Below are 24,250 nucleotides of genomic sequence, written 5' to 3'. Positions count from 1 at the left end.
GCGTTTCTTAGAAACTTTTCATCCGTAGGGCCAGGCAACTTAATGTCACAAGGCGAGAAGCTCTCACTTCTGCTTTTCTCAACTTTTATATGATACCAAGTTTTCTAGACCTTGTCAAGATAAAAAGTTATTTTTTTTGAAAATTTTCTGCTCATTAACCAACCGTTTCGATTTTCCAACTCCTCCACCCTTTAAACCGTATAGCTCCTTGCTGGTCAGTTCGATAAACTTTACTATTGATACCTTCCAGTCGTGTCAAGGTTTCCTGATGGGGGAATTTCGTTCGATTGCTCTTTCCAACTGAAATGAGAGTAAACTCTGGTTTGAGTGTTTCTAGAAAGGCTAAACTTGATGAGTGTTTAGAACCATGTTGGCCAGCTTTCAAAACATCCACTTCTAGGTCAGGATATTGCTTCAGCAATTCCTTCTCTCCTTTTTCCTCCAAATTTCCTGTAAAAAGAAAGTGCTTATCCAAAAGTTTCCCATACAGAACCAAGGAATCTTCATGACCTCCATCTCCATTTTTCCTTGGAGATAGGACTTCTAAGTAACTGCCAAAAATTGGCAAGTTCTCTCCTACTGTCACACTACGCACCTTGGTTTGGCTTGCTTCTAGTTCTGCCACAAATTCCTTCTGTTTCAGACTGCCTTTTGATACTAAAATCTCCCCTACATGGAAGGCCTTGGTCACCTCTAACAAATCTCCAACATGCTCCTTGTCCGTATTTGTCAAAACTAGCTGGTCAATCTTGGCTACTCCTCGACTTTTGAGATAGGGAATCAAGGTTCGTTGAGCATTGCTGGTCGTCGTCTTTTCTTGCCATTTCTCGATTTTCTTATCAGACTCTGCCTTGCCACCTACATCTATGAGAATGGTTTTCCCAGTTACATCCCGTAAGAAAATAGTTTCCCCTTGCCCCACATCCAGCATAGTGATTTCATTTTCCAGTGGATACTTGGTCAAGAAAAAGAGACCTGTAATCAATAAGCTCAACACTGCTAGCCTTTTAATGTTTTTCCTCAAATCATAGACCAAAGCTAAGGAAATTAACAACAAGATTAAAAGCCATGCATTAGGTTGTCCAAAGACAAGCGGTCTACTTGCCCCCTGTGATACCAAGCGAATCATTCCCTCCAACCATTCAAAGATAAAATTCAGCTGAATGACTGGATAGAGAAAGGAAAGGGCAAATAAGATAGACAAGAGCGGTAAGAAGACCAAGTCAAAAAGAAAGGAAAATACAAAGGTCAAAAGGATGGACCAAGGCTGAAATTCCGCAAAATAGAAGGATAGAATGGGTAATATTCCCAAAGAAATAACCAGACTTTCTCTGGCAACAGCCTTGAGTCCCTCCTCTTCTTTGCTGGTCATGGTCAAGATAAAAGCATAAGTGCAGGACAAGACACCTCCTGCTGTCAGGAAAAAGTTGGGCATGATGATAAAGAGGACAAGGACTGTCAAGGCAAAATTGTCCAAGCCCTTAACACCATGTTGAGCCAGTAACTTTTGCAAGAGACTGCGAATAACTGATGCTGAAAATCCTGTCAGACCTGCATAAATAAGGGAAAAGGGATAGGTCAGCCATTTCACCTTTTCTTGGGTCAAGCCCAATCGCAAGAGAAGTTTCTTAAATCCATCCATGAAAAATCCTACCTGCATGCCCGACAAGGCAAAAAGGTGGATAATCCCGAGACTGGAATATAGTTCATTCATCTCCTCAAAGTCGGTGTCCAGATATCCTAATAGAAGCCCCGTCATGTAATTGCGCATAGGGTCTGGAAAATGTGTCTTAATCCAAACCACAGCTTTTCGGCGTAAACTGGACAGGTTTTCACCTGCATCCCAACTGCCAACCTTTTGAAGTGACTGGATTCTTTTAATATTGAGAGTCTGGTAAATTCCCTGAGTCTTCAGATAAGCTTGGTAGTCAAAGCCACCAAAATTTCTCTGCCCTTCTGGCTCTAAAAGTTTTCCTTCTAGTTTCAAATCATGAAGGTCGGTTAAATTTTGAAAGGTTTCTTTCTCCTCCTCGGACTGGAGTTTATAATAGACTTGAAAAATGCGTCCATCAGACTTGCCACGAAAAGATAGACTGTCACCATTGACCTTAATAGTGTCGGGCAGAATCCGTACCCTTTCAACAGAATACGCCAAATTTTGACTCGCTTGACTCTGTTGCCAATTTTGAAAGAGAAACCAGAAACCAAAGACTCCACAAATCACTAGAACTCTGCTTGCTGATTTCCAAGGAAATTGGATAAAGAGACAGACTAGCAGAAAAACAAAGCCCAACAAAGCAAGATAGGATGCTGAGAAAATAGCGTAGTAAAGCCAAAGCAATAGAAAACTCAGGTAAATTAGGGGAATAGGGAGTTTCTTAATCCACTGTAACATAGTCTTTTAGCTTTTCTATGGTCTTGGCACCAATGCCAGAGACCTTCTTAAGTTCATCAACCGACTTGAATTTGCCATTCGTCTCACGATGATCGATAATATCCTGGGCTCGTTTTCCTCCCAGACCCTTGACCTGCTTGAGTTCTTCCAGACTGGCTTTGTTAATATTGACCTTCTTTTCCTTGCTAGTCGAAGAAGCTGTCCCAGAACCAGTCTTTTCACTAGCTGCTTCTTCTCCCTTAGTTGGAACGTAAACCAGAGCCTCATCACTAACTTTCTGAGCTAGATTGAGCGACTTGCTGTCTGCTTGCTCTGTCAAGCCACCTGCCTTCTGAACAGCGTCATTGACTCGACTACCTACAGGCAAATCATAAATCCCTGGCGATTTAACAGCCCCCTTCACATCTACTGTGATTAGGTCTTGTTCAAGAGGTTCTTCCTTTTCTTCCTTCTTCACTTCCTTTTCGGATACCGAATCCTTGGAAACAGCTGCAACTTCTGCCTGCAAATTCGTTTCCTTGACAGGTGTTTGTGGAGCTGGCTTTAGCAGGAAAAATCCTCCTACAAGTAAGCCCAGACCAGTACAGATAACAATGATTTTATACTCTTTAATTTTCTCGATAATTGCTTCCATATTTTCTCCTCTCTTAGATTATTCGTAAGAGAAAGAAAAAACAGTCGAAAATTTCTTTTCAACTGCTTATTTATTTGCAAAATAGTCTTCCTTGGTCAATACATAGTGAACTCTTGTCACGATTCGGCCTTCTTCATGCTGGTCCATACAAGCATAAGGTTCTTCGTGAGAAAAATGCATTCCTGATTTCTCCATGACCTTTCCAGATGCAGGATTATCCTTATCGTGAAGGGCGGTCAACTTGTTCATTTCAATCTTCTCAAAAGCCAGCTCAATCACGGCACGATTGGCTTCTGTCGTTAATCCTTGATTCCAATACTTTTTATTGATAATGTAGCCAATAGCTGCCTTCTTAAGAGCAGGATTAATCTTGTGCAAGTCAATGGTTCCAATAAACTGACCATTGCTTTTTAGTTCTATTCCCCAACGCCCCAAGGGGTTAGCCAAGTAGAACTGACCAATGTTATTCTTGGTTTCTTCTAAATTTTGATTGGTTGGAAAAGTGTAACGTGTATTATCCTTGTCCGAGGCATAGTCAAACATTGCTTCCGCATCATCCAAGGTTACAGGTCTAAGCAATAAACGCTCCGTTTCTATAGACGGATACTGAGCTAGTTTTACAAAAATTGATTCCATACGTTTCCTCCACTTGAAAAGTTTCTAACTAAGATAAAGATATTGAATGAAATATTTAAAAAGCAAATTTATAGTAGATTGAAATAAAATATGAACAAATCGATTAGGAAAGTCAAATTAATTTCTAGAAATGTTTTAGCAGTCACGACGTACTATTCTAACTTCAATCAACTATAGATTTAGCATTGAGATAACTTTAAGTACAAAAGAACTACCCTTCAGATAGAGGTTGAGGATCTAATTCTTCACTCTCTTCTTTTTTAACTGGAGCTGGTTCATAAGCTCGGATAATCTGAGCAACAACTGGATGGCGAACCACATCCTTGGCTGAAAAATGAACAAAGTCAATCTGGTGGATGTTCTTGAGCTTTTCTTGGGCATCAATCAGACCGGACTTGACATTACGCGGAAGGTCAATCTGACTGATATCTCCATTGACAATCATCTTAGAATTAAATCCTAAACGAGTCAAAAACATCTTCATCTGCATGATAGTCGTATTTTGCGCCTCATCGAGAATGACAAAGGCATCATCCAAGGTCCGTCCACGCATATAGGCAAGGGGCGCAATCTCGATAATTTCACGCTCCATGAGACGAGTCGTTTGGTCTTTCCCCAGAATCTGATACAAGGCATCGTAAACAGGTCGAAGGTAAGGATCTACCTTCTCCTTAAGATCACCCGGAAGAAAACCTAGACTCTCGCCAGCTTCCACTGCCGGGCGTGTTAGGATAATCCGCTTAACCTGACCACGTTTAAGGGCAGTCACTGCCAAGGTCACTGCAAGGAAGGTCTTCCCTGTCCCTGCTGGCCCAATTCCAAAGGTCACATCGTGCTGTTTAACACTATCTACATAAAGTTTTTGACCCAAGGTTTTGACACGAATAGGCTTCCCTGTATTGTCCTTGATAATTTCTTCTTCGTAAAGGGCGACAAACTTGTCAATTTCATCGTTTTTGACCATACTAATTGCAGTCACCACATCTGGTGTACCAACGGTCATCCCACGATTTACCAAGACCATCAAAGCCTGAATAACCTGACGGGCTTCCTCACAGGCAGTCTCTTCTCCCAAAACCTGGACAATCTCCGTACGAGCATGAATCACCACATCAAGCTCTTCTTCCATCAAACGAAGATGGCGTTCATTGGAACCAAAAAGATGAAACAAGTCATCTGGATGACTCAGTTGAATGTCTATTGAATGTTCCTTCAAATAAAGAACCTCTCTAATCCTTTTATTTCTTTTTATTATAGCAGAGGGATGGAGAAATTACTAGCCCAAACCTAGTGACTAAATGCTAGTGTTCTAAGTATTCTTGCCAGATAGCGTCAAAATCTCCTAGATTAAAAGAGAAGCTGGCATGTTCTTCCAAAAAGCAACTCACCTCATCAAAATCATCTGTGTGTTTTGGGAAGGAAGACTCTTCAAAAGCTAGATCTGCCAAGATAGCTTTAGGACTATTACTTTTAGGGTTGCGCTCGGTCATGAGCCAAGTGTAAAATGATTTTCTCATAAGTCACCCTAGATCAACTCTGTCCCAAACTGGTCTTGCTTGATTTTATCAGCCTTCATCAAGCCGCCAAGTGCTTTCTTGAACTGACCTTTAGAGATGCCAAAGGTCGCCTTGATATCATCAGGAGATGACTTATCATTTAAGGTCATGAAACCGCCATTGCTTTCCAAGTAGGTCAAAATCATCTGAGCATCATTTTCCAACATCTCAAAAGAACGTGGTTTGAGAGAAAGGTTCAACGTGCGGTCCACTTCACGGAAACCAATGACACGCGCATCTAGAACTTGACCCAATCGTGGCTCTGCGTAACGTTCGCTAGGATGGATAAAGCCAAGCATGTTATTCTCTGGTAGGTAGACAAAGGTTCCTGACAGCTTGAGGCGGTATACAATGGCTGGCCAGTTTTGATTCTGCATGTTGTTGTAAGCAGGACGAGCCAGACGTTGGAAATCTTCTTGATAAGCCAAGAGTCCCCAGATTCGGTCTTTCTTGTCCACTTCAAGACGGATGTAGAGCTGGTCGCCCTTCTTAGGCCAGAGTTCCTTGAGCTCAGGGAGAATATCAAGTGACACTACGATTTCCTTGTCAGGAAGGCCTGTATCCACAAAGACACCCAAGTCCTTACGAACCTCTGTTACAGTTCCCCAACCAAATTGGTCCTGAGTGGCAGTCACTTCTATGGTTGTCAGGCGGAGTTTTTGCTTCATATCCGTGTAGGCAAAACCTTTGACCGTATCTCCTACTGTATGTTGACCTTCTTCCTTGGCAAGAGCATAGGTTTGGCCATCCTTTTGCACAAAGTAAAAACGGTCATTTTCATCGATGATGAGTCCAACGATAAAACTTGCAAGATTTGTATTCATATTTCCTTCTTTCGAATAAAACTCAGCCAGCAATGCCAACTGAGTTTTTCTGTTTATTTTTAGACTTCCAAGAGTTCTTTTTCTTTGTTGGCAGTCATGTCGTCGATGTGTTTAACAGCATCGTCTGTTACTTTTTGAATATCTTTTTCAAGAGTCTTCAATTCGTCTTCAGTGATTTCTTTTGCTTTTTCTTGTTTCTTAGCTTCGTCCATAGCATCGCGACGGATATTGCGGACAGCCACTTTAGCATTTTCGCCGACCTTCTTCACTTCTTTAGCAAGGTCACGACGAGTTTCTTCCGTAAGAGCTGGGATAACCAAGCGAATCACAGAACCATCGTTAGCTGGTGTGATACCAAGATCAGAGGCATTCAAGGCACGTTCGATGTCTTTCAATGAAGACTTGTCAAATGGTGTTACCAACAAAACACGCGCTTCTGGAATCGTAATTGAAGCGATTTGGTTAAGAGGAGTTTCGACTCCATAGTATTCTACATGTACACGGTCGAGCAAGCTTGCATTGGCACGGCCAGCACGGATACCACCAAATTCACGAGCAAGTGATTGGTGAGACTGGGTCATTCTCTCTTTAGCTTTTTCAATAATTGCGTTAGCCATAATCTTTCTTATTCCTTTTCTTCGATATTATTTGAAACTGTTGTTCCGATATTTTCACCAAATACGACACGTTTGATGTTGCCTGGTTGGTTCATGTTGAAGACAACCAAGTCAATGTCATTATCCATTGAGAGGGTTGAAGCTGTTGAGTCCATGATACGCAGACCTTTATTGATAACGTCACGGTGGGTCAATTCTTCAAACTTAACGGCTGTCTTGTCTTTCTTAGGATCGGCATTGTAAACACCATCGACACCGTTTTTAGCCATAAGAATAGCATCTGCTTCGATTTCAGCTGCACGAAGGGCCGCTGTTGTATCTGTTGAGAAGTAAGGTGAACCAATTCCGGCACCAAAGATAACGATACGGCCTTTTTCAAGGTGACGAAGGGCACGTCCACGGACATAAGGCTCTGCCACTTGTTGCATGGCAATAGCTGTTTGCACACGTGTATCAACCCCAACTTGTTGCAATGAATCTGCCATCACAAGAGCATTCATAACAGTCCCAAGCATTCCTGTGTAATCTGCCTGAACGCGGTCCATACCTGCTTCTGCAGCTGGTTCTCCACGCCAGAGATTTCCTCCACCAATAACAAGGGCAATTTCGATACCTAAGCTATGAACTTCCTGAATCTCTTTTGCGATTGTTTGAACTGTTTGGATATCAATCCCTACGCCACGTTCACCGGCAAGGGCTTCACCTGATAACTTGATTAAAATACGTTTATACTTGGGATTCGCCATTTTCACTCTCCTTTTTTTATCCTACCTATTTTATCACAATTTCTAAGATTTTTATAGTACCATGAGCAATTCTTTCAAAAAAATTAGACAGTTAAAAATTCCTCTAAGTCGCTAAGAGCACGCTCTGCAATTTTTTCATAACGAGCCTTCTTATCACGGATACGCTCGCCTTCCAACTCCTTGATAATTCCGAAATTGACATTCATAGGTTGGAAATGTTTGCTGTCCGCATGGGTGATGTAATGAGCCAGACTTCCAATCGCTGTTGTTTCTGGGAAAATAGCCTCGCTTTCTCCCTTGAAGAGACGAGCCGCGTTAATTCCCGCAACTAATCCTGACGCTGCGGACTCTACATAGCCTTCCACACCCGTCATCTGACCAGCAAAGAAGAGATTTGGTTGTTTCTTAGAACGGTAGGTCTGTTCCAGAAGATTTGGTGAATCCATATAAGAATTGCGGTGCATGACACCATAACGTACAAACTCAGCATTTTCAAGACCTGGAATCATTTGGAAGACACGCTTTTGTTCTCCCCATTTGAGGTGGGTCTGGAAACCAACGATATTATAGAGCCTACCAGCTGCATTGTCCTGACGAAGCTGAACCACCGCATAAGGTGTTTTAAATTCTCCATCACGAGGTCCTGTGTAGTCATCTGGATACTCCAAACCGACTGGTTTCATAGGACCATAAAGCATAGTTTTAATGCCACGTTTGGCCATAACTTCGATAGGCATACAACCTTCAAAGTACTTTTCTTTTTCGAAAGAATTGAGCGGTGCTTCTTCCGCATTGACCAAGGCTTCATGGAAATCCATAAACTCTTGCTTAGTCATGGGAGCGTTGAGGTAGGCAGCTTCTCCCTTATCGTATCGAGACTTGAGGTAGACCTTGCTCATATCAATGGTGTTGACGTCGATAATAGGCGCTGCCGCATCGTAGAAATAGAAACCATCGCCGTCATTAAGAGCATGAATCTTTTCAGCCAGAGTATCGCTGGTCAAAGGACCAGTAGCGACAACCGTAATAACATCTGTCGGCAATTCTGTAATTTCATCACGCACCACCTCAATCAAGGGATGGTTGACCACTTTTTCGGTCACCATTTGGGAGAAACCATCACGGTCCACCGCAAGGGCTCCTCCAGCAGGAACACGTGTAGCCTCAGCAGATTCCAAAATAACAGAACCCAAGCGACGCATTTCTTCCTTGAGAAGACCCACTGCATTTGTCAAAGCATCCCCACGAAGGGAATTAGAACAAACTAACTCTGCAAAATTGTCTGTTTTGTGTTGAGGTGTTGACTTGACACCACGCATTTCATAAAGTTTAACTGGAATACCACGTTCTGCAATTTGGTAGGCTGCTTCAGAACCTGCCAAACCAGCACCGATAACATTGATATAAGATTGAGACACGACACTAATACCTCTTTGGGTGGGACGTAAGTCCATATCAAAACACCCCACTGGACTGTTTGACACCCACAAATCTTTCTAATTTTTTCTTCTACTAGTATAACAAAAAAAGGGAAGAAGGCAAACTTCCCTGTTTAGTCATTTTCTTGATTTTCTTCCCAATCGTGGTAGGCAGCGTAGAGCTGACTTTTATTCCACTGGTAAATCTTAGCGACTTCCTTAATGGCTTGATTTTTCTTCATACCATGTTGGATGCGGACTTGGATTTCTAAGAACAAGTCCTCCTCGTCTTTTTCCTCCACATCCTGACTGGCACCTTCGACGATGAGAAGGCATTCGCCCTTGAGCGGTGTTTCAGCGATGTTTTCTAGCAATTCAGAGATCTTTCCTCGCTGGTATTCTTCATAAATTTTGGTCAATTCTCTGACCAAGACGACCGAGCGGTCACCGTAGACTTCTAGCATATTTTCCAATGTATCTGCCACACGGTGAGGCGATTCATAGAAAATCTGAGTTTCAGGATAGTCTTTTTTTGAGTCGAAAAATTGTTTTTGCTGGCCTGATTTTCTTGGTAAGAAACCGTAAAAGATATGTGGCTGCGGTGCTAAACCACTGGCAATCAAGGCAGAAATACCTGCAGAGGCTCCTGGAACTGTGACAAGCGCAATTTCTTCCTCAATAGCTGCCTTAACCAAATCATGACCAGGGTCTGAGATACTAGGCAAACCTGCATCGGAGACCTGAGCAATACTTTGCCCTGCTTTCAAGAAACCAATCAAATCAGGAATTTTTTCCTTGGCATTATGCTCATGAAAACTGATTTGCTTGGTCGAAATGTCAAAATGCTTGAGCAAAAGACCAGTATTGCGCGTGTCCTCAGCTGCAATCCAATCCACTTCTTTCAAGGTCTGGATGGCACGAAAGGTCATATCATCTAGATTGCCAATCGGCGTTGCCACTAGATACAGCTTGCCATAGGGAGACTGCCCCTTAAAACTTTTTTGAATCTGCATGCTTACTCCCTGTATAACAACTCGTCACAGAACATACATTCCTCGTCCTGTTCTCGACGTTGCCCATAAAAATCATTACAAACGTGAAATCCGTCTTTATAAATCCGACGGACACTTTCACGAACATGCTTGGCCTTGACAGGAGCATCTGCTTCCACCTCACCCAAGCGTTCGCGCAACTTACTATTTTCCAAGCGAAGAGCTGTATTTTCCTCTACCAGGCTCTTGAGATTTTTCTTGATGGCTTCCACATCAGCCAAGGTCACCAATAATTGTTGGGAAAAATCATCCAGCGCGTCAAATAATTCTTTTTTGTCCATAAACCAGCCCTTTCCTTTCTTTATCGTTCATTTTTGAGTTTACATTTCTTTCAAGACCAGATATTCCATGGCATTTTGAAAGCTGACATTAGCTTGCCACATTTTTCTAGCTTCTAACAAATCTTGTAGAATCACCCTTACTCTTGCTTGCAGAAGGTCCTGCCCACAGAGGACTTCAAGGATTCGCAAGACCTGATCCTGTTTTTCCTTGTCATCTGCCAAGTTGGCTAATTTAGCAACTTGCAGATAACTTTCTTTTTTCTTAGCTAATAACCAGGTCAGCAGGCGTTCACTTTCATCGATCAAGGTCCAAAAACTTGCATGATTGGCCAACTTTTCTGCTTCAGCTCGCGATTGACTAAACTGAGCTAAAAGAGTTGCTTTTTTCTTAACCAGTCCCATTTGTTCTAAGAGCAAGATGAGTTTTTCTTCCTGCTTTTTAAAGTGGAAAATCTGGGTCCGACTACGGATGGTCGGTAACATCTTTTCCTCATCGCTAGTCAAGAAGAAAATATAAACCTCACTCTGGGGTTCTTCGATGACCTTGAGCAGAGAATTAGCTGCGTTGGGATGCATTTTCTCAGCTTGCTCGATAATAAAAATCTGTTGTTGGCTTTCAATCCCTGCTTGAGAAAACTGCCCCACCAATTCCCGAATGCGTTCTGTCTTGATGACCTGATTGACTGGCTTAATCAAGGTAACATCTGGAAACTCTTCCTGTTCAATCAGCTTGCAATTTCGGCATTTCTCACATGGTAAAACGCCTACTTTATCCGTACAAAAGAGGCTCTTAGCCAAAAACTGCGCCATTTCTAAGCTTCCAAAGAAACCTGAAAAAAGATAGGCGTGATTGAGCTGGTCTTGTTCTAGGATACGGACAAAGCGGTCAAACTGGTCTGGTTGCCAAGCCTTTAATTCTTCTTGTTTCATTTAGCCAAGCCCATTCTATCAAACAAGATATCCTTGGTAGTTTCCACAACTTGTTCCAAAGAAAGACTGGCATCAATCTTGACAATGCGATTTCCTTCTTTGTCCAGAAGAGAAAGATAGCCTTGACGAACTTTTTTATGCAAGTCCAAACCTTCCAAGTCCAAACGATTGACCTCGCGGTCACTATTAGCAGCAATGCGAGCCAGTCCCTCTTCCACCTCGATGTCAAAATAGAGGGTCAAATCGGGTTTAAGGCCATCTGTGGCAAATTTATTGAGCCAATCAATGGCGTCAATATCCAAGCCACGACCAAATCCCTGATAGGCAACAGAACTATCAATGAAACGATCCATAATAACCAACTTGCCAGCTTCAAGGGCTGGAAGAACTTTTTCCACCAAGTGCTGTCTGCGACTGGCGATATAGAGAAGGAGTTCTGTCTTAGCATCCATCTGAGTATGACTTGGATCTAAAATCACTTCCCGAATCTTCTCCCCTATCAAGACTCCGCCAGGTTCACGGGTCGTCAACACTTCTACTCCTTTTTCCTGTAAAATTGGGAGCAGAGCCTCTAAAACACTGGTCTTTCCTGCTCCCTCTGGTCCCTCAAGAGAGACTAAAAATCCTTTTGACATGTCTAACTCATTTCTTTTTTACTACTTCTATTCTATCAAAAAAATAGGGGTTTGTGACAATCTTTTTATCTTCTCATTTCATACTCAATGAAAATCAAAGAGCAAACTAGGAAGCTAGCCGCAGGCTGTACTTGAGTACGGCAAGGTGAAGCTGACGCAGTTTGAAGAGATTTTCGAAGAGTATCAACCACCATAAAAGAGGCAGACAAATCCACCTCTTATTTACCTAGTTCTTGTGTTCGTTTGTAGGCTTGACCAACTGCATCCATGACTGTTCCTCGAAAAGCATGCGCTTCTAAGCTTGCTACACCAGCGATAGTCGAACCACCTGGGCTACAAACTTGGTCTTTCAAGACCCCAGGATGCTCTTGGCTTTCTAGGACCAATTGACCAGCTCCAACCACAGTTTGAGCCGCCATTTTCAAGGCCGTTTCTCGTGGCAATCCAGTCTGAACACCTGCATCTGCCAAGGCCTCAATAAAGAGATAGACAAAGGCTGGCCCACAACCTGCAAGACCTGTCGCTGCATCGATTAATCCTTCTCCTAGTTCAACCAAGAGGCCAGCATTTGCTAAAAGCTGACAAAAGAGCTCACTGTCCTCAGCACTACAATTAGAAGACAAGGCATAACTAATCACTCCTTGCCCAATAGAAGCAGGGGTATTTGGCATCATACGAATAATTCTGTGTTGACTTGGGATAAGACTTGCTAGTTTTTCTAAAGTCAATCCAGCTGCCATGGAAATCAAAAGAAGACTCTCTCGTTTTTCAAGGATGGTTTGGTATTGAGAAAGCAGTTCAGAAAACTGAGCAGGCTTAACTCCTAGAAAAATCACATCTGCTTCTGCAAAGATTTCGTCATTGGTGGAAGCCTGACCACCAAAGTCTGCAATGAAAGCATCTACCTTAGCTTGACTACGATTGGCAAGGAGAATCTGAGCACCCGTCTTGGCCTGCAAAACAGCCTTGGCCAAACTAGCTCCCATATTCCCCAAACCGATAAATCCAATCTTCATCTCTTACTCCCTTATCTGCCCATCACCAGCAACCACATACTTGTAGCTGGTCAACTCTTTCAAGCCCATTGGACCACGCGCGTGCAATTTCTGAGTAGAAATCCCCATTTCACAACCAAGACCAAATTGGCCACCATCTGTGAAACGAGTTGAGGCATTGACATAAACCGCTGCAGAGTCCACTTGATCTGTAAAGTATGCTGCAGTTTCAGCATTTTCCGTCACAATGGCATCCGAATGATGAGTACTGTGGGTTTCAATATGGCTAACCGCTTCTTCTAAACTACTCACAACCTTAACAGCTAGGACATAGTCTAAAAACTCGGTGTCAAAGTCTTGTGCTTCAGCTGCTTGGCCTGAAACAAACTGACTTGCTTTACTATCCAAGCGGAATTGAATTGGCTCCAGTCCAGCTTCCTTACGCTCTGCAACTAGAACTTGCTCCAAGCGAGGAAGGAAACTTGCTGCTTTGTCTTCATGAACAAGTAGAACCTCCATGGCATTACAGACAGAAGGACGACTGGTTTTGGCATTGTTGATGATAGACAGCGCCTTGTCTTCGTCTGCATCCTTGTCCACATAAACATGGACAATCCCAGTTCCTGTCTCAATAACAGGTACGATAGCATTTTCAACCACCGCATTAATCAAGCCAGCTCCTCCACGAGGAATGAGAAGGTCTAGATAGCCCTTGGCTTTCATCATGGCATAGCTACTTTCACGGCTGGTATCTTCCACCAGTTGAATCACATTTGGGTGAATAGTAGTCGTCTCCAAGCCCTTTTTCAAGGCTGTGACAATGGCATGGGCCGTTTGATAGGCATCCTTACCACTACGAAGAACAACTGCATTTCCACTCTTGAGAGCCAGAGCAGCCGCGTCTGACGTCACGTTTGGACGGCTTTCATAGATAATACCGATGACCCCCATAGCCACACGTTTCTTGGTGATAACCAAACCATTTTCAAGCTGATTGGTTTCTAAAACTTCACCGATTGGATCTGGTAAAGCAACCACTTCACGAATCCCAGTTGCCATTGCTTCTATACGTCCTGCATCCAAATAAAGACGATCCAGCATCACATCTGAGATTTTACCTTTGGCCGCTTCCATATCAAGGGCATTGGCTACTAAAATTTCCTCAGTAGCTGCTAATAAGTAATCAGCCATGGCTAGCAAGGCTTGGTTTTTCACCTCTTCACTAGCTGTATTGATCGATTTTTTAACAGCCTGTACCTGTTCAAATTGTTCTTGTGTACTTACCATAGTTTACCTCTAAAATTCTGTAAAGAGTAGTTGGATTTCAGGAGTAATGGAAATCCAGTCATCACGGTGAATCAAGACACCCTTGGCTTTTTGAGAACGCAACATATCCTCCAAAGCAGATGCACCAAATTGCACACGTCCTTTTCCAAGTGATTTTCCACTTTCCTTGTCAAATACTGTCACGATATCACCATAAGAAAAGGCTCCCTCTGCTTCAACAATACCAGATAAGAGAAGACTCTTTCCATGTTGAGAGAGAGCTTCTGCAGCCCCTTTATCAACCCAAATAGAACCTTGGCTCTGAGCATAAAAGGCCAGCCATTGTTTCTGGGTACGAAGTCCCTTCTCTTGAGCAACGAAGTAGGAACCATCCTTGGTCTCCTCAGATGCCTCAATCATGGCATCTGCTTTCAAGGATGAGCAGATATAAACAGGAACTCCTGATTCCGTCGCGATAGTTGCAGCTTTGATTTTAGTTAACATGCCACCTGTACCATTAGACGAACCTGCTCCACCGGCCATATCAATAATCTCACGATTAATGGTCTCGATTCGCTCCAAGCGTTTGGCTCTTGGATCTGAATTAGGATTTCCAGTATAAAGACCGTCGACGTCTGTCAAGAGAACCAAAAGGTCTGCTTGGACCATGGCCGCTACCTGGGCACTTAGAGTGTCATTGTCCCCGACCTTGAGCTCATCAATGACGACACTGTCATTCTCGTTGATGATAGGAATCGCTCCACGGCTAAGTAGAACTGACAAAGCCTGATGGGCATTTTTATAACGGCGCTTATCCACAAAATCATCCTGGGTCAGCAAGATTTGTGCAGAAACGATTTGGCGCAAGAGAAGATTGGTCGTGTATTCTTCTAACAACAGCCCTTGCCCTACCGCTGCTGAAGCCTGCTTATCAGCAATCTTAGTCGGACGCTTTTTAAATCCTAAGGCCCCAAAACCAGCCGCAATGGCACCCGACGACACCAAAATCAATTCATGACCCGCCTCGTGCAACATAGCCAACTGCTGGGTAATAGCCTTTACCTTACTACGTGATAAACTTCCATCCTCATTTGTCAAAGAAGAAGTCCCCACCTTAAAGACAATCCGTTTGTATTTCATAGTCTCACTCCGATTCTTCATATTTATCCATTATAACATGAATAGCAGGAAATAGAAAAGGGGTGATAGGAAAAAGAAGGCCCTAAAACCTTCTTTTTTACTACTGTTCTGATCCAGATTTGTTTGCACTCGTTTCAGAGCTTTGTGAAGTTGAGGATGTCACATCTTGACTAGTTGAAGAATTTGTAACACTTTCATGTTGACTCGTTTCTTTATTTTCAAGATCCTTTTTCACTACTTCACTAGATTCTTTAATTTCTGAATGACTTGTGACTTTAGTTGTAACAGATTTCTCTACCGGAACATCCACTAACCAGGCACCACTTGAATCAACAGTATAGCCTTCTGGTGTCTTACTGTTCACAAGCAATTGACCATTTTCTTTCAAGAAGTACCATTTACCCTTGTCTTTAATCCAACCAACAGCTCGTGAACCATCTTCCTTGTAGAAATACCAAGCATTTGCCTTTTTAAGCCAACCTTGCTTCATAGCTCCTGAATCTTCTAGATAGTAATGATGACCAGCAACTTCTATCTCGCCTGTCTTCATGATACCAGTAGAATCCATATAGTACCAGGTTTCTTTATCTTTTACCCAACCCGTTTTCATTTCCCCTGATGGAGCAAAGTAATACCATTGCCCCTTATATTGAAGCCAACCTGTCTTCATAGAGCCATCGTTTGATAAATAATAGTTCTGACTTCCAGTATTTACCCAGCCAATTTCCATCTGATTTTCTTTGTTGAAATAATACCAGATTCCATCAATTTTCTTCCAATTTTTAGCAGAAGCACCAGAGTCTGTTAAATAGAACCAATGATTGTTCCATTTTTTCCATTGATTCTGTAACAAGATACCCGTTTGGTTAAAGTAATACCAGTCACCCTTAATTTCATTCCAACCGACAGCATACTCTCCTGTAGAATCAGGTGCTTGATACCACCAGTTTCCATAAGCACTCTTATGCCAACCAGCTTGAAAACTTGGAATCTTCTTGTAGGAAGTTGAAATGTTTACTAAACCGTCTTGTCGAATATCAAAAACTGTCGCATCACAGTCTTTGCTGGCTGCGTTAATTCTCTCAATTCCTCGTTCTTTAAGCCAATTGACATACTCACTATCAACACCGTTTTTCCAAGGTAGACTATCTGAGGTTTGAACAATCAAACTCGGACTCAAATTTTTAATGAAATCCTTGGTGTTTGATTTATTAGTATCATAGTGATGATTAAACTTCATCAAATCAACTTTTCCAATAAGAGGACCATACTTGTCTTCCGCTCCATGAACATTATCTAAGTCGCCCCCAAGGTAAATTTTCTTGCCATTGACTTTCACTACACTAATCAAGGAATTGGAATTGTCATCCCAAATTTTCTTTAATTCACCTGATGAATCTGTTTCATTTTCATAATTATAGAGTTGAATATCCATGTCCCCAAACTGAAAATGAGCATCTCCTTGTGTGATGTTTTGAATCACTGAAACACCTTTTTCAGCGGCAGTCTGTAAAACCTTATCATAGTCATACAGATTATCCCATAGACGTTCAGAATTAGTAATACGATTATCACTATATTTTTTTAAGATAGACTCGGTCAACTGGATAGGTAGACAGTAATTCATCAACATTTCCAATATGGTCACTGTGAGTATGGGTCACCAAAATAAAATCAAGTTTTTGGACACCCAATTCCTTCAAACGACGAAAGACACGGTCTGTCAGAACGTGCTTATAAGACGTTTCAATTCCTTCTCTCCATGGATAGCGAGAATCACTTCCATCTGGGAAATCATAATCTTCTCCTGTATCCACCATGGCAAAATGTCCGTTGCTTTCAAGAATAATCGCATCACTGCCACCTTCTTGAACATTTATAAAGTGGATTTTATTTCCTGAACTTTCTTGAGCTTGAACATTCCCATGCAATGACAAACCTAAAAAAGCGCCTGCAAGTGCTAAACTAATCAATTTCTTTTTCATTCTTACTTCCTCAATTTCTCCAAAGTTTCCTTAAAAATCTCTGGGATATCTGCTGTAAATTCTAAGGTCTCACCTGTTCTCGGATGAGTAAAACCTAAAGTCTTGGCATGAAGAAATTGTCCATGCCCCTTAAGTGTCTTACGAGGACCATAGACTTCATCACCAGCGACTGGATGGCCAATATAAGCCATGTGAACACGGATTTGATGAGTGCGACCTGTCTCTAGCTGCAACTCCACTAAGCTATAATCGCCAAAGCGTTCCAAGACGTGGAAACGAGTCACTGCAGTCTTCCCTTTAGCAGTCACAGCCTGTTTCTTACGGTCTTTTTCACTACGACCAATCGGAGCTTCAATCACACCACGATCATTAGGCAGATTTCCATGAACAATCGCCCAATATTTGCGGAGAGACTTTTTATCCTTGAGTTCTTGAGCAAGCGCTAGATGCGCCTCATCGTTTTTAGCAATCATAAGAAGACCTGACGTATCCTTATCAATACGATGAACAATTCCTGGACGCAAAACCCCATTGATACCAGACAAGTCCTTAATATGGTACATAAGGGCATTTACTAGGGTCCCACTAGTATGACCAGCACTCGGATGCACCACCATCCCCTGAGGCTTGTTGATGACAGCCACATCCTCATCTTGGTAGATGATTTCTAACGGAAGATTCTCAGCTACATACTCTAAGACCTCTGGCTCTGGTACATGGTAAGTGACAACATCGCCCTCTTGGACAGTGTATTTAGCTTTCTTGATTTGACCATTGACCAAGACCTGGCCTGATTTGATTTGTTCATTCGCGAGACTGCGTGATAATTCTGTCAAATCCGACAAAGCCTTATCCAAACGCAGACCACCAGTTTCAATTTTAATTTCCATTTATTTCCTCTTTTAACATTGCAATCAATAAAATAATCACTCCAACCGTCAGATAGCTATCTGCCACATTGAAAATTGCAAAATTGATAAAGTCAAGGTGAAACATATCCACAACAAAGCCCTGACTGATCCTGTCAATAAAGTTTCCAAGTCCACCTGCGATAATCAAGGTCAAACCCAAAACCATCCAGAGTGAGTCCTCCATGTGTTTATGTAAATACCAAATGGCACCTACCACGACAACCAGAGTAATGACAGCGAATAACAACTGCTGATCTTGTAAGATAGAAAAGGCTGCCCCTCTATTTTGCAGATAGGTCAAGCTAACGAAATTAGGAATCCAAGAGCGTACTTCACCCAGTGGAATCTGCTGGACGATATAGGATTTAACTAACTGATCCAACGCAATCAAAAGCAATACAATGACTGCCACTATTCCTCTTTTTTTCATGATTTCCTCTTCTGATTAAAATATTCTTGCATGACTTCTACGAAAAGAGTTCCAGCCTGACTAAGCTCCACTTCCTCACGTTTAACATAGACCATGCGATTATCCAAATTATCCTTGAGACGAATAACTGTGATGCCATTGACACTGTCACTATCTAAAAATCCAGAACCTGTCGCATAGGCGTCCGTCCGCTCCAAAATACCATTCAAAGTAGCACGGTCTGTCACATTGAACATCTGCGAGCTAGCGCTGGTATCAACAAAGTTCTCCGAATAATAAAGGTACTCATCCTTTTCCTGGGTAAAACGAACTGTAGGTAGATCCGCTAAATCCTCCATGACTAATTCCTCTTTCTGGGCTAAAGGATGCCCCTCACGGAGATAAATGTGGGTATGGAAGGGAATCAATTCAATTACCTCAAGGCCCAGCTTTTCAACCCGTTGCATAATCCCCTTTTTATTTTGATTGTTGAGGTAAATAATCCCAATCTCACTATGCCCTTGCGCTACTTCGTCTAAGATTTGAACAGTAGTTGATTCAAAAATACGGAAGTTCTTATAATCAGGATAACGCTCTGAAAATGCTGTAATGGTTGGTGGCAAGAAGTCATAGTGCTGGCTAGCAATGGAAAATTCATCTTTTTCTTCTTCAGGATTGGCATACTGATTTTGAAAAATATCAAATCCTTTGACCAATTCTTGCGCTTTTTCATAAAATTCCATACCACGACGGGTCAAGAAAGTCCCTGAGCTGGTCCGACGGAAAATCTTAAAGCCCAATTCTTTTTCCAAATCACGAACAGAAATAGACAGACTCGGCTGGCTTACATACATCTTTTCAGCAGCTTCACGGAAAGTACCACTATTGGCAATGGCAACAACATAGCGTAATTGTTGAATGTTCATCTTCTACCCCCAACTTCTTTATCTTTTCATTATACCATATTTTAGAAGTTTTCCAAAAAGGAAAAAAGTCTAGAAATTTTCAAGTCTCAATAAATACTCTAACATCCCAATACAAGAATTTGAACCATTCTTTTTTCAGTCTTTATATGATTTCAAGCAAATAAAAAACAGCAAATCTTTTTGATTTACCGTTTATAATATGATGCGAATTCAATTCCCATAATATGGGGACCAAAACAAAAAAACAGGCTCTCCGAAAACTCGGAAAGCCTTAGTTTATGCTACTTCTAGCTTCCTCGCCTTTACATTTCAAGGCTCGGGATAAAAAGGTTCACTGGACCTTTTTATTTAGCGATTGGGTAAACAGAAACTTGTTTTTTATCGCGTCCTTTACGTTCAAAGCGTACTACGCCTTCAACTTTAGCGAACAAAGTATCGTCTCCACCACGTCCAACGTTTACACCTGGGTAGATGTGTGTACCACGTTGACGGTAAAGGATTGATCCACCTGTTACAGTTTGTCCGTCAGCTGCTTTAGCTCCAAGACGTTTCGCTTGTGAATCACGTCCGTTTGATGTAGAACCTCCACCCTTTTTGTGGGCGAAAAGTTGCAAGTTGTTAAGAGTCATTTTTAACATAATGTTTTCCTCCGTGTTAGTTTTCTGTGATAACTCTGGTTTGGACGAACTCTGAAGAGTTCTCCGATAAGTTTGCCATACCTAAGAAAAATGATTCAAAGAATAACTGGGTCATTTCTCTCTGGTGTGAAGGAAGATCCTTTGGAATTTCAACCATCAGATAGCCACCTTCATCTTCGTTTAATTCTAGGATTGGTTCATAGCCTGCAAATTTTTCAATGGAATTGATAAAGTTAATGGCAAGCGTAGAAACCGATGCACACACGACATCTAAGCCGTATTCGCCACTCTCGGCGTGTCCAGTAATTTCCGCACTCCTCAGCTCGCCATCTTCGGCTCTCTCAAAGACTGCTTGTATCATGTGTTCTCCTTAAAATTAAGCGTTGATTGCGTTGATGACAACTTTAGTATATGGTTGACGGTGACCTTGTTTACGGTGGCTACCTTTTTTAGGTTTGTACTTGTAAGTAACAACTTTCTTTTGTTTTCCTTGTTTTTCAACAGTTCCAACTACAGTAGCTCCAGCAACAAGTGGAGTTCCGACAACAGTGTTTTCACCACCAACAAGAACAACTTCGTTAAAAGTAACTTCTTGACCAGCTTCAACGTTCAATTTTTCAACGTAAACTGCTTGACCAACTTCAACTTTGACTTGTTTTCCGCCAGTTTTGATAATTGCGTATGTGCTCATTATGCACCTCCTATGATTTTTATGGGTTTCCCCGAATTTTTTGTGAAGACTCGCCTAGCATCGTGGGACGAACCACTTAAACTTGAATAATCAAGCAACGATGTTCGTGCGGTTGCACAGGAACGTGCATAGTCAACTCTTAAAGTATAGCATATCTCCTGTTTTCTTACAAGTAATAACACCTAAAATGAAGCTTTTTCTTTTACTTTTTTCTGCCATGAAGCAAAAAGCATACTGAGGTAAAAAATACTCATCATAATAGGAACACCAAGAATGGTCTTTTCCTGATAAAAAATCGTCAAATAGGCTGAAAAGACAACGCCAAGGACAAAACTGCTAAGCAGGCTAACAAATATGAAACCTTCACGCAAAAAAGGTGTGTGCTTGGTCCTAAAATAATCCCCAAAAGCCAGCATGGTCCGTTTGATGTTCCCTGTCATAAATGCATTGTTATAAGCAATCCCAGATACTTCTCCAAAAGCGGTTGTCACCAATCCCATACAAAAGGCTAAGGGCGGTACTAGATAGATATTATCTACAGTTTGTGGCACAAAACCAATAATGATTGATAAGATTGCCAAAGGAATCAATGACAGAATGGGCTTTTTCACAATTCTCAATTTTTCCTTATAAATCGTTAGTAAAAAGACTCCCATCATAAAAGCTAGTAAGGTCATTACTTTGGCACTAGCATCTGACACATTGTGTTGAATCAGACCTACTGAAAGAAAGACGACATTCCCAGTTTGTCCAGCCACAAGAGTGTTCCCTCGCACAATAAACGTATAGGCATCTACATAACCTGCACAAAAAGTCAAAAAAAGCGCTAGCCTCTTAGACTGACGTGATATTTTTCTTATAGGTAATAACCTCATTTTCCCTCCCATTTCATTTACTCATCTTATTATTGTACCACTTTCTTTGGAAAAGACCTAGTAGCTTATTTGAAAATTTTTACCCTCTGTTGGATAGTCTCGTCTATCTATGTTATAATGAAAGAAGGATTTGAAATCGGAAAAGGAGCAACTATGCTTAAATTAGGCGTCATAGGAACAGGGGCTATCAGCCACCACTTCATAGAAGCAGCCCACGCTAGTGGAAAATACCAGCTGGTCGCAGTCTATTCTAGGAAACTTGAGACCGCAGCAACCTTTGCTTCTCACTATGAGAATATCCAACTATTCGATCAATTAGAAGTCTTCTTCAAATCTTCCTTTGATGTAGTCTATATTGCCAGTCCAAACTCCTTGCATTTTGCTCAGGCAAAGGCTGCCTTGTCTGCTGGTAAACATGTCATTCTTGAAAAGCCAGCTGTCACTCAACCACAAGAATGGCTGGATTTGATTCACACAGCTGAGAAAAATAATTGTTTTATCTTCGAAGCAGCTCGCAATTACCATGAAAAAGCTTTCACTATCATCAAAAACTTTTTAGCAGACAAACATGTGTTGGGAGCAGATCTCAACTATGCCAAGTATTCTTCCAAAATGCCTAACTTGTTGACTGGGGAGACACCAAATGTCTTTTCAGACCGTTTTTCTGGTGGAGCGCTTATGGATTTGGGGATTTATCCTCTCTACGCTGCCGTTCGTCTCTTTGGAAAAGCTAAGGATGCAACCTATCAGGCTCAACAGCTTGACAATAGCATTGACCTAAATGGAGATGGTATCCTCTTATACCCAGACTATCAAGTTCATATTAAGGCTGGGAAAAACATTACTTCCAATCTTCCTTGCGAGATTTATACGACAGATGGAACCCTGACGCTCAACACTATCGAACATGTCAGCTCGGCTATTTTTACCGACCACCAAGGAAATCAAGTCCAGCTCCCTATCCAACAAGCTCCCCATACGATGACTGAGGAAGTCTCTGCATTTGCACAGATGATTCAGCAACCAGAACAGACACTCTACCAGAATTGGCTGGACGATGCAAGCTCTGTTCATGAGCTACTATATATTATGCGCCAGACTGCTGGCATTAGATTTGAGGCAGAAAATGAAAACTAAACTACCGACCGAGTGGCAAGAACTGAGCGACCAACTCGGTTTCCAAGAATTCACCCCCATTCAAACTCAACTATTTGAGCCCCTTCTTGCTGGGGAAAACCTCCTAGGAGTGAGCCCAACAGGAACTGGTAAGACCCTAGCTTACCTTCTACCAAGTCTTCTCAGACTACAAAAGAAAAAAGCCCAACAACTCTTGATTCTAGCACCAAATACAGAGCTTGCTGGACAGATTTTTGATGTATGCAAAACGTGGGCAGAAGCTATCGGCTTGACTGCCCAACTCTTCTTATCAGGTTCGAGTCAGAAACGCCAGATTGAACGCCTAAAGAAAGGACCAGAAATTCTGATTGGAACCCCTGGCCGTATCTTTGAACTCATTAAACTGAAAAAAATCAAAATGATGAATGTAGAAACCATCATTCTAGATGAATTTGACCAATTGCTAGATGATTCTCAGATACACTTTGTTGAGAAGATTACCCACTACGCACCTCGTGACCACCAACTTATCTACATGAGTGCCACGACCAAGTTTGACCAAGAAAAGATTGCGCCTAACACGCGCACCATTGATCTTTCTGACCAAAAATTGGACAACATCCAACATTTCTATATGCTGGTAGATCAACGTCACCGAGTGGATATGCTACGAAAACTAGCTCATGTTGAAGATTTCCGCGGTCTGGTCTTCTTTAACAGCCTATCAGACCTTGGAAGTGCAGAAGAAAAACTACAGTATCGGGATATCTTGGCTGTTTCCCTCGCTAGTGATGTCAATGTCAAATTTAGAAAAGTCATCTTAGAAAAGTTTAAAGACAAGCAACTAACCCTGCTTCTTGCAACTGACCTTCTGGCTCGTGGAATTGATATCGATAGCCTAGAATGTGTCGTAAACTTTGATGTCCCAAGAGATATCGAAACCTACACTCACCGTGCTGGCCGTACAGGTCGCATGGGTAAAGAAGGCTATGTTATCACTCTCGTCACTCATCCTGAAGAAATCAAAAAACTTAAGAAGTTTGCAAGTGTACGAGAAATTGTCCTAAAAAATCAAGAACTCTATGTAAAATAAATCCCTCATTGAGGCTGGGCAAAAAGTCTTTAAAATCAAAAACGCATAATATCATGTGTGCAAAAAACTTGATATTATGCATTTTATTGTGAGAAGATTTACTTCATTTTCTCCTAAAATTGAGTTTTTATCTAGCTTCTTTTTTTGTAAAACTACATAATATTTGTAGTAAAAAGTGAACTGCATCCCAAAAATCAGACAGAAAAAATCTAAGTTTTGGGATGCAGTTTATTTTTCCATTGCTCTTATTTGAACGAGAGATTTTTATTTTGTAAAATATGAGGTGTTTCATATCAGCATTTTAAAACTATAGAAAAACTCTCCAACTATTCTATTATACCATATAAATTAATAAATAAATAAATAGACCAATGTCATTAAGTTAGTGATCTAACTACTTGAATAGGAGGTGTGATTGAGATCATCAAAGTGATTCTCTATCCTATCTTCTATTTTTTTGCATAACAAATAAAGGTTTTTT

Annotated in this window: 25 protein-coding genes, 2 pseudogenes and 2 other annotated features (1 of these 29 cut by a window edge); of the genes and pseudogenes, 3 read left to right on the top strand and 24 right to left on the bottom strand. The window is 41.6% G+C overall.

Going from position 1 to position 24,250, the window contains the following annotated elements:
• Positions 1-81, bottom strand: a sequence feature (ribosomal protein L20 leader region); it reaches 51 nt to the left of the window's first position.
• Between the two features lie 73 nt (positions 82-154).
• From K4Z77_RS01140 to K4Z77_RS01045, 20 genes and pseudogenes are all read right to left on the bottom strand, one after another.
• Complete coding sequence (locus K4Z77_RS01140; protein WP_224218188.1) at positions 155-2,395, bottom strand: DNA internalization-related competence protein ComEC/Rec2; 2,241 nt, start codon at positions 2,393-2,395, stop codon at positions 155-157.
• Positions 2,379-3,029, bottom strand: a complete 651-nt coding sequence (locus K4Z77_RS01135; RefSeq protein WP_224218187.1) for a helix-hairpin-helix domain-containing protein — start codon at positions 3,027-3,029, stop codon at positions 2,379-2,381. Before K4Z77_RS01135 ends, K4Z77_RS01140 begins: the two co-directional genes overlap by 17 nt.
• A gap of 66 nt (positions 3,030-3,095) precedes the next feature.
• Positions 3,096-3,665 (bottom strand): GNAT family N-acetyltransferase, encoded by a 570-nt coding sequence (locus K4Z77_RS01130; RefSeq protein WP_224218186.1) that lies wholly within the window; start codon positions 3,663-3,665, stop codon positions 3,096-3,098.
• A 211-nt stretch (positions 3,666-3,876) separates the two neighbouring features.
• Positions 3,877-4,881, bottom strand: coding sequence for a PhoH family protein (locus K4Z77_RS01125; RefSeq protein WP_050252902.1), 1,005 nt, complete (start codon positions 4,879-4,881; stop codon positions 3,877-3,879).
• Between the two features lie 85 nt (positions 4,882-4,966).
• Positions 4,967-5,182: a YozE family protein gene (locus K4Z77_RS01120; RefSeq protein ID WP_033680502.1), complete on the bottom strand. Its 216-nt coding sequence runs from the start codon at positions 5,180-5,182 to the stop codon at positions 4,967-4,969.
• A gap of 8 nt (positions 5,183-5,190) precedes the next feature.
• Positions 5,191-6,045 carry an RNA-binding virulence regulatory protein CvfB gene (gene cvfB, locus K4Z77_RS01115; RefSeq protein ID WP_033680503.1) on the bottom strand — a complete coding sequence of 285 codons (855 nt, stop codon included), beginning with the start codon at positions 6,043-6,045 and terminating at the stop codon, positions 5,191-5,193.
• Between the two features lie 59 nt (positions 6,046-6,104).
• Positions 6,105-6,662 carry a ribosome recycling factor gene (gene frr, locus K4Z77_RS01110; protein ID WP_001262225.1) on the bottom strand — a complete coding sequence of 186 codons (558 nt, stop codon included), beginning with the start codon at positions 6,660-6,662 and terminating at the stop codon, positions 6,105-6,107.
• An 8-nt stretch (positions 6,663-6,670) separates the two neighbouring features.
• A complete protein-coding gene (pyrH, locus tag K4Z77_RS01105; RefSeq protein WP_000002996.1) occupies positions 6,671-7,408 on the bottom strand; it encodes a UMP kinase in 738 nt (245 codons plus the stop codon).
• Positions 7,409-7,491: 83 nt separating this feature from the next.
• Complete coding sequence (trmFO, locus tag K4Z77_RS01100) at positions 7,492-8,826, bottom strand: methylenetetrahydrofolate--tRNA-(uracil(54)-C(5))-methyltransferase (FADH(2)-oxidizing) TrmFO (protein ID WP_224218264.1); 1,335 nt, start codon at positions 8,824-8,826, stop codon at positions 7,492-7,494.
• 134 nt (positions 8,827-8,960) lie between these two features.
• The gene (gene rsmI, locus K4Z77_RS01095; protein WP_224218185.1) at positions 8,961-9,839 is read right to left on the bottom strand and encodes a 16S rRNA (cytidine(1402)-2'-O)-methyltransferase; all 879 of its coding nucleotides are present in this window, start codon (positions 9,837-9,839) and stop codon (positions 8,961-8,963) included.
• A 2-nt stretch (positions 9,840-9,841) separates the two neighbouring features.
• On the bottom strand, positions 9,842-10,159 hold the full coding sequence (yabA, locus tag K4Z77_RS01090; RefSeq protein WP_000358227.1) for a DNA replication initiation control protein YabA: 318 nt from the start codon (positions 10,157-10,159) through the stop codon (positions 9,842-9,844).
• Between the two features lie 39 nt (positions 10,160-10,198).
• On the bottom strand, positions 10,199-11,089 hold the full coding sequence (locus K4Z77_RS01085; RefSeq protein WP_224218184.1) for a DNA polymerase III subunit delta': 891 nt from the start codon (positions 11,087-11,089) through the stop codon (positions 10,199-10,201).
• A complete protein-coding gene (tmk, locus tag K4Z77_RS01080; RefSeq protein WP_224218183.1) occupies positions 11,086-11,724 on the bottom strand; it encodes a dTMP kinase in 639 nt (212 codons plus the stop codon). The genes K4Z77_RS01085 and tmk overlap by 4 nt, the downstream gene beginning before the upstream one ends.
• A 218-nt stretch (positions 11,725-11,942) precedes the next feature.
• Entirely contained in the window at positions 11,943-12,740 is a 798-nt protein-coding gene (gene proC / locus K4Z77_RS01075) for a pyrroline-5-carboxylate reductase (protein ID WP_224218182.1), read from the bottom strand.
• 3 nt (positions 12,741-12,743) lie between these two features.
• Complete coding sequence (locus K4Z77_RS01070; protein ID WP_224218181.1) at positions 12,744-14,006, bottom strand: glutamate-5-semialdehyde dehydrogenase; 1,263 nt, start codon at positions 14,004-14,006, stop codon at positions 12,744-12,746.
• Positions 14,007-14,015: 9 nt separating this feature from the next.
• Entirely contained in the window at positions 14,016-15,125 is a 1,110-nt protein-coding gene (proB, locus tag K4Z77_RS01065; protein WP_224218180.1) for a glutamate 5-kinase, read from the bottom strand.
• 100 nt (positions 15,126-15,225) lie between these two features.
• Positions 15,226-17,110: pseudogene (gene cbpE / locus K4Z77_RS01060) on the bottom strand (phosphorylcholine esterase CbpE).
• A gap of 2 nt (positions 17,111-17,112) precedes the next feature.
• Positions 17,113-18,000, bottom strand: a complete 888-nt coding sequence (locus tag K4Z77_RS01055) for an RluA family pseudouridine synthase (RefSeq protein WP_224218179.1) — start codon at positions 17,998-18,000, stop codon at positions 17,113-17,115.
• The gene (gene lspA / locus K4Z77_RS01050; RefSeq protein ID WP_033688702.1) at positions 17,990-18,451 is read right to left on the bottom strand and encodes a signal peptidase II; all 462 of its coding nucleotides are present in this window, start codon (positions 18,449-18,451) and stop codon (positions 17,990-17,992) included. Before lspA ends, K4Z77_RS01055 begins: the two co-directional genes overlap by 11 nt.
• Complete coding sequence (locus K4Z77_RS01045) at positions 18,448-19,356, bottom strand: LysR family transcriptional regulator (RefSeq protein ID WP_001025694.1); 909 nt, start codon at positions 19,354-19,356, stop codon at positions 18,448-18,450. Before K4Z77_RS01045 ends, lspA begins: the two co-directional genes overlap by 4 nt.
• On the opposite strand from K4Z77_RS01045, the pseudogene K4Z77_RS01040 reads away from it, so the two are divergent.
• Positions 19,349-19,423: pseudogene (locus K4Z77_RS01040) on the top strand (AraC family transcriptional regulator); the annotation flags it as partial. The gene K4Z77_RS01045 and the pseudogene K4Z77_RS01040 sit on opposite strands and share 8 nt — an antisense overlap.
• A gap of 277 nt (positions 19,424-19,700) precedes the next feature.
• Here K4Z77_RS01040 and rpmA read toward each other — a convergent pair.
• From rpmA to K4Z77_RS01020, 4 genes are all read right to left on the bottom strand, one after another.
• Positions 19,701-19,994, bottom strand: coding sequence for a 50S ribosomal protein L27 (rpmA, locus tag K4Z77_RS01035; RefSeq protein WP_000916509.1), 294 nt, complete (start codon positions 19,992-19,994; stop codon positions 19,701-19,703).
• A gap of 16 nt (positions 19,995-20,010) precedes the next feature.
• Positions 20,011-20,355: a ribosomal-processing cysteine protease Prp gene (locus K4Z77_RS01030; RefSeq protein ID WP_000613699.1), complete on the bottom strand. Its 345-nt coding sequence runs from the start codon at positions 20,353-20,355 to the stop codon at positions 20,011-20,013.
• A 15-nt stretch (positions 20,356-20,370) separates the two neighbouring features.
• The gene (gene rplU, locus K4Z77_RS01025; RefSeq protein ID WP_000109141.1) at positions 20,371-20,685 is read right to left on the bottom strand and encodes a 50S ribosomal protein L21; all 315 of its coding nucleotides are present in this window, start codon (positions 20,683-20,685) and stop codon (positions 20,371-20,373) included.
• A 36-nt stretch (positions 20,686-20,721) separates the two neighbouring features.
• Positions 20,722-20,809 (bottom strand) — a sequence feature (ribosomal protein L21 leader region).
• Between the two features lie 58 nt (positions 20,810-20,867).
• Positions 20,868-21,572: a YoaK family protein gene (locus K4Z77_RS01020; protein ID WP_224218178.1), complete on the bottom strand. Its 705-nt coding sequence runs from the start codon at positions 21,570-21,572 to the stop codon at positions 20,868-20,870.
• Between the two features lie 141 nt (positions 21,573-21,713).
• On the opposite strand from K4Z77_RS01020, the gene K4Z77_RS01015 reads away from it, so the two are divergent.
• On the top strand, positions 21,714-22,697 hold the full coding sequence (locus tag K4Z77_RS01015) for a Gfo/Idh/MocA family protein (RefSeq protein WP_224218177.1): 984 nt from the start codon (positions 21,714-21,716) through the stop codon (positions 22,695-22,697).
• The gene (locus K4Z77_RS01010) at positions 22,687-23,769 is read left to right on the top strand and encodes a DEAD/DEAH box helicase (protein WP_224218176.1); all 1,083 of its coding nucleotides are present in this window, start codon (positions 22,687-22,689) and stop codon (positions 23,767-23,769) included. The genes K4Z77_RS01015 and K4Z77_RS01010 overlap by 11 nt, the downstream gene beginning before the upstream one ends.
• Positions 23,770-24,250: the final 481 nt, after the last annotated feature.

It is taken from the genome of Streptococcus mitis subsp. hohhotensis (genome assembly GCF_020089495.2).
Lineage (GTDB): Bacteria > Bacillota > Bacilli > Lactobacillales > Streptococcaceae > Streptococcus > Streptococcus hohhotensis.
This window is presented reverse-complemented; position numbering and strand designations above follow the sequence as displayed.

Excerpts from the sequence above, each read along its gene's own strand:
- K4Z77_RS01135 (WP_224218187.1), bottom strand. The coding sequence starts at position 3,029 with ATGGAAGCAATTATCGAGAAAATTAAAGAGTATAAAATCATTGTTATC.
- cvfB (WP_033680503.1), bottom strand. The coding sequence starts at position 6,045 with ATGAATACAAATCTTGCAAGTTTTATCGTTGGACTCATCATCGATGAA.
- K4Z77_RS01070 (WP_224218181.1), bottom strand. The coding sequence starts at position 14,006 with ATGGTAAGTACACAAGAACAATTTGAACAGGTACAGGCTGTTAAAAAA.
- K4Z77_RS01055 (WP_224218179.1), bottom strand. The coding sequence starts at position 18,000 with ATGGAAATTAAAATTGAAACTGGTGGTCTGCGTTTGGATAAGGCTTTG.
- yabA (WP_000358227.1), bottom strand. The coding sequence starts at position 10,159 with ATGGACAAAAAAGAATTATTTGACGCGCTGGATGATTTTTCCCAACAA.
- K4Z77_RS01045 (WP_001025694.1), bottom strand. The coding sequence starts at position 19,356 with ATGAACATTCAACAATTACGCTATGTTGTTGCCATTGCCAATAGTGGT.
- pyrH (WP_000002996.1), bottom strand. The coding sequence starts at position 7,408 with ATGGCGAATCCCAAGTATAAACGTATTTTAATCAAGTTATCAGGTGAA.
- lspA (WP_033688702.1), bottom strand. The coding sequence starts at position 18,451 with ATGAAAAAAAGAGGAATAGTGGCAGTCATTGTATTGCTTTTGATTGCG.
- K4Z77_RS01020 (WP_224218178.1), bottom strand. The coding sequence starts at position 21,572 with ATGGGAGGGAAAATGAGGTTATTACCTATAAGAAAAATATCACGTCAG.
- K4Z77_RS01120 (WP_033680502.1), bottom strand. The coding sequence starts at position 5,182 with ATGAGAAAATCATTTTACACTTGGCTCATGACCGAGCGCAACCCTAAA.
- K4Z77_RS01130 (WP_224218186.1), bottom strand. The coding sequence starts at position 3,665 with ATGGAATCAATTTTTGTAAAACTAGCTCAGTATCCGTCTATAGAAACG.
- tmk (WP_224218183.1), bottom strand. The coding sequence starts at position 11,724 with ATGTCAAAAGGATTTTTAGTCTCTCTTGAGGGACCAGAGGGAGCAGGA.
- frr (WP_001262225.1), bottom strand. The coding sequence starts at position 6,662 with ATGGCTAACGCAATTATTGAAAAAGCTAAAGAGAGAATGACCCAGTCT.
- K4Z77_RS01140 (WP_224218188.1), bottom strand. The coding sequence starts at position 2,395 with ATGTTACAGTGGATTAAGAAACTCCCTATTCCCCTAATTTACCTGAGT.
- K4Z77_RS01015 (WP_224218177.1), top strand. The coding sequence starts at position 21,714 with ATGCTTAAATTAGGCGTCATAGGAACAGGGGCTATCAGCCACCACTTC.
- rplU (WP_000109141.1), bottom strand. The coding sequence starts at position 20,685 with ATGAGCACATACGCAATTATCAAAACTGGCGGAAAACAAGTCAAAGTT.
- proC (WP_224218182.1), bottom strand. The coding sequence starts at position 12,740 with ATGAAGATTGGATTTATCGGTTTGGGGAATATGGGAGCTAGTTTGGCC.
- K4Z77_RS01085 (WP_224218184.1), bottom strand. The coding sequence starts at position 11,089 with ATGAAACAAGAAGAATTAAAGGCTTGGCAACCAGACCAGTTTGACCGC.
- rsmI (WP_224218185.1), bottom strand. The coding sequence starts at position 9,839 with ATGCAGATTCAAAAAAGTTTTAAGGGGCAGTCTCCCTATGGCAAGCTG.
- K4Z77_RS01030 (WP_000613699.1), bottom strand. The coding sequence starts at position 20,355 with ATGATACAAGCAGTCTTTGAGAGAGCCGAAGATGGCGAGCTGAGGAGT.
- rpmA (WP_000916509.1), bottom strand. The coding sequence starts at position 19,994 with ATGTTAAAAATGACTCTTAACAACTTGCAACTTTTCGCCCACAAAAAG.
- proB (WP_224218180.1), bottom strand. The coding sequence starts at position 15,125 with ATGAAATACAAACGGATTGTCTTTAAGGTGGGGACTTCTTCTTTGACA.
- K4Z77_RS01010 (WP_224218176.1), top strand. The coding sequence starts at position 22,687 with ATGAAAACTAAACTACCGACCGAGTGGCAAGAACTGAGCGACCAACTC.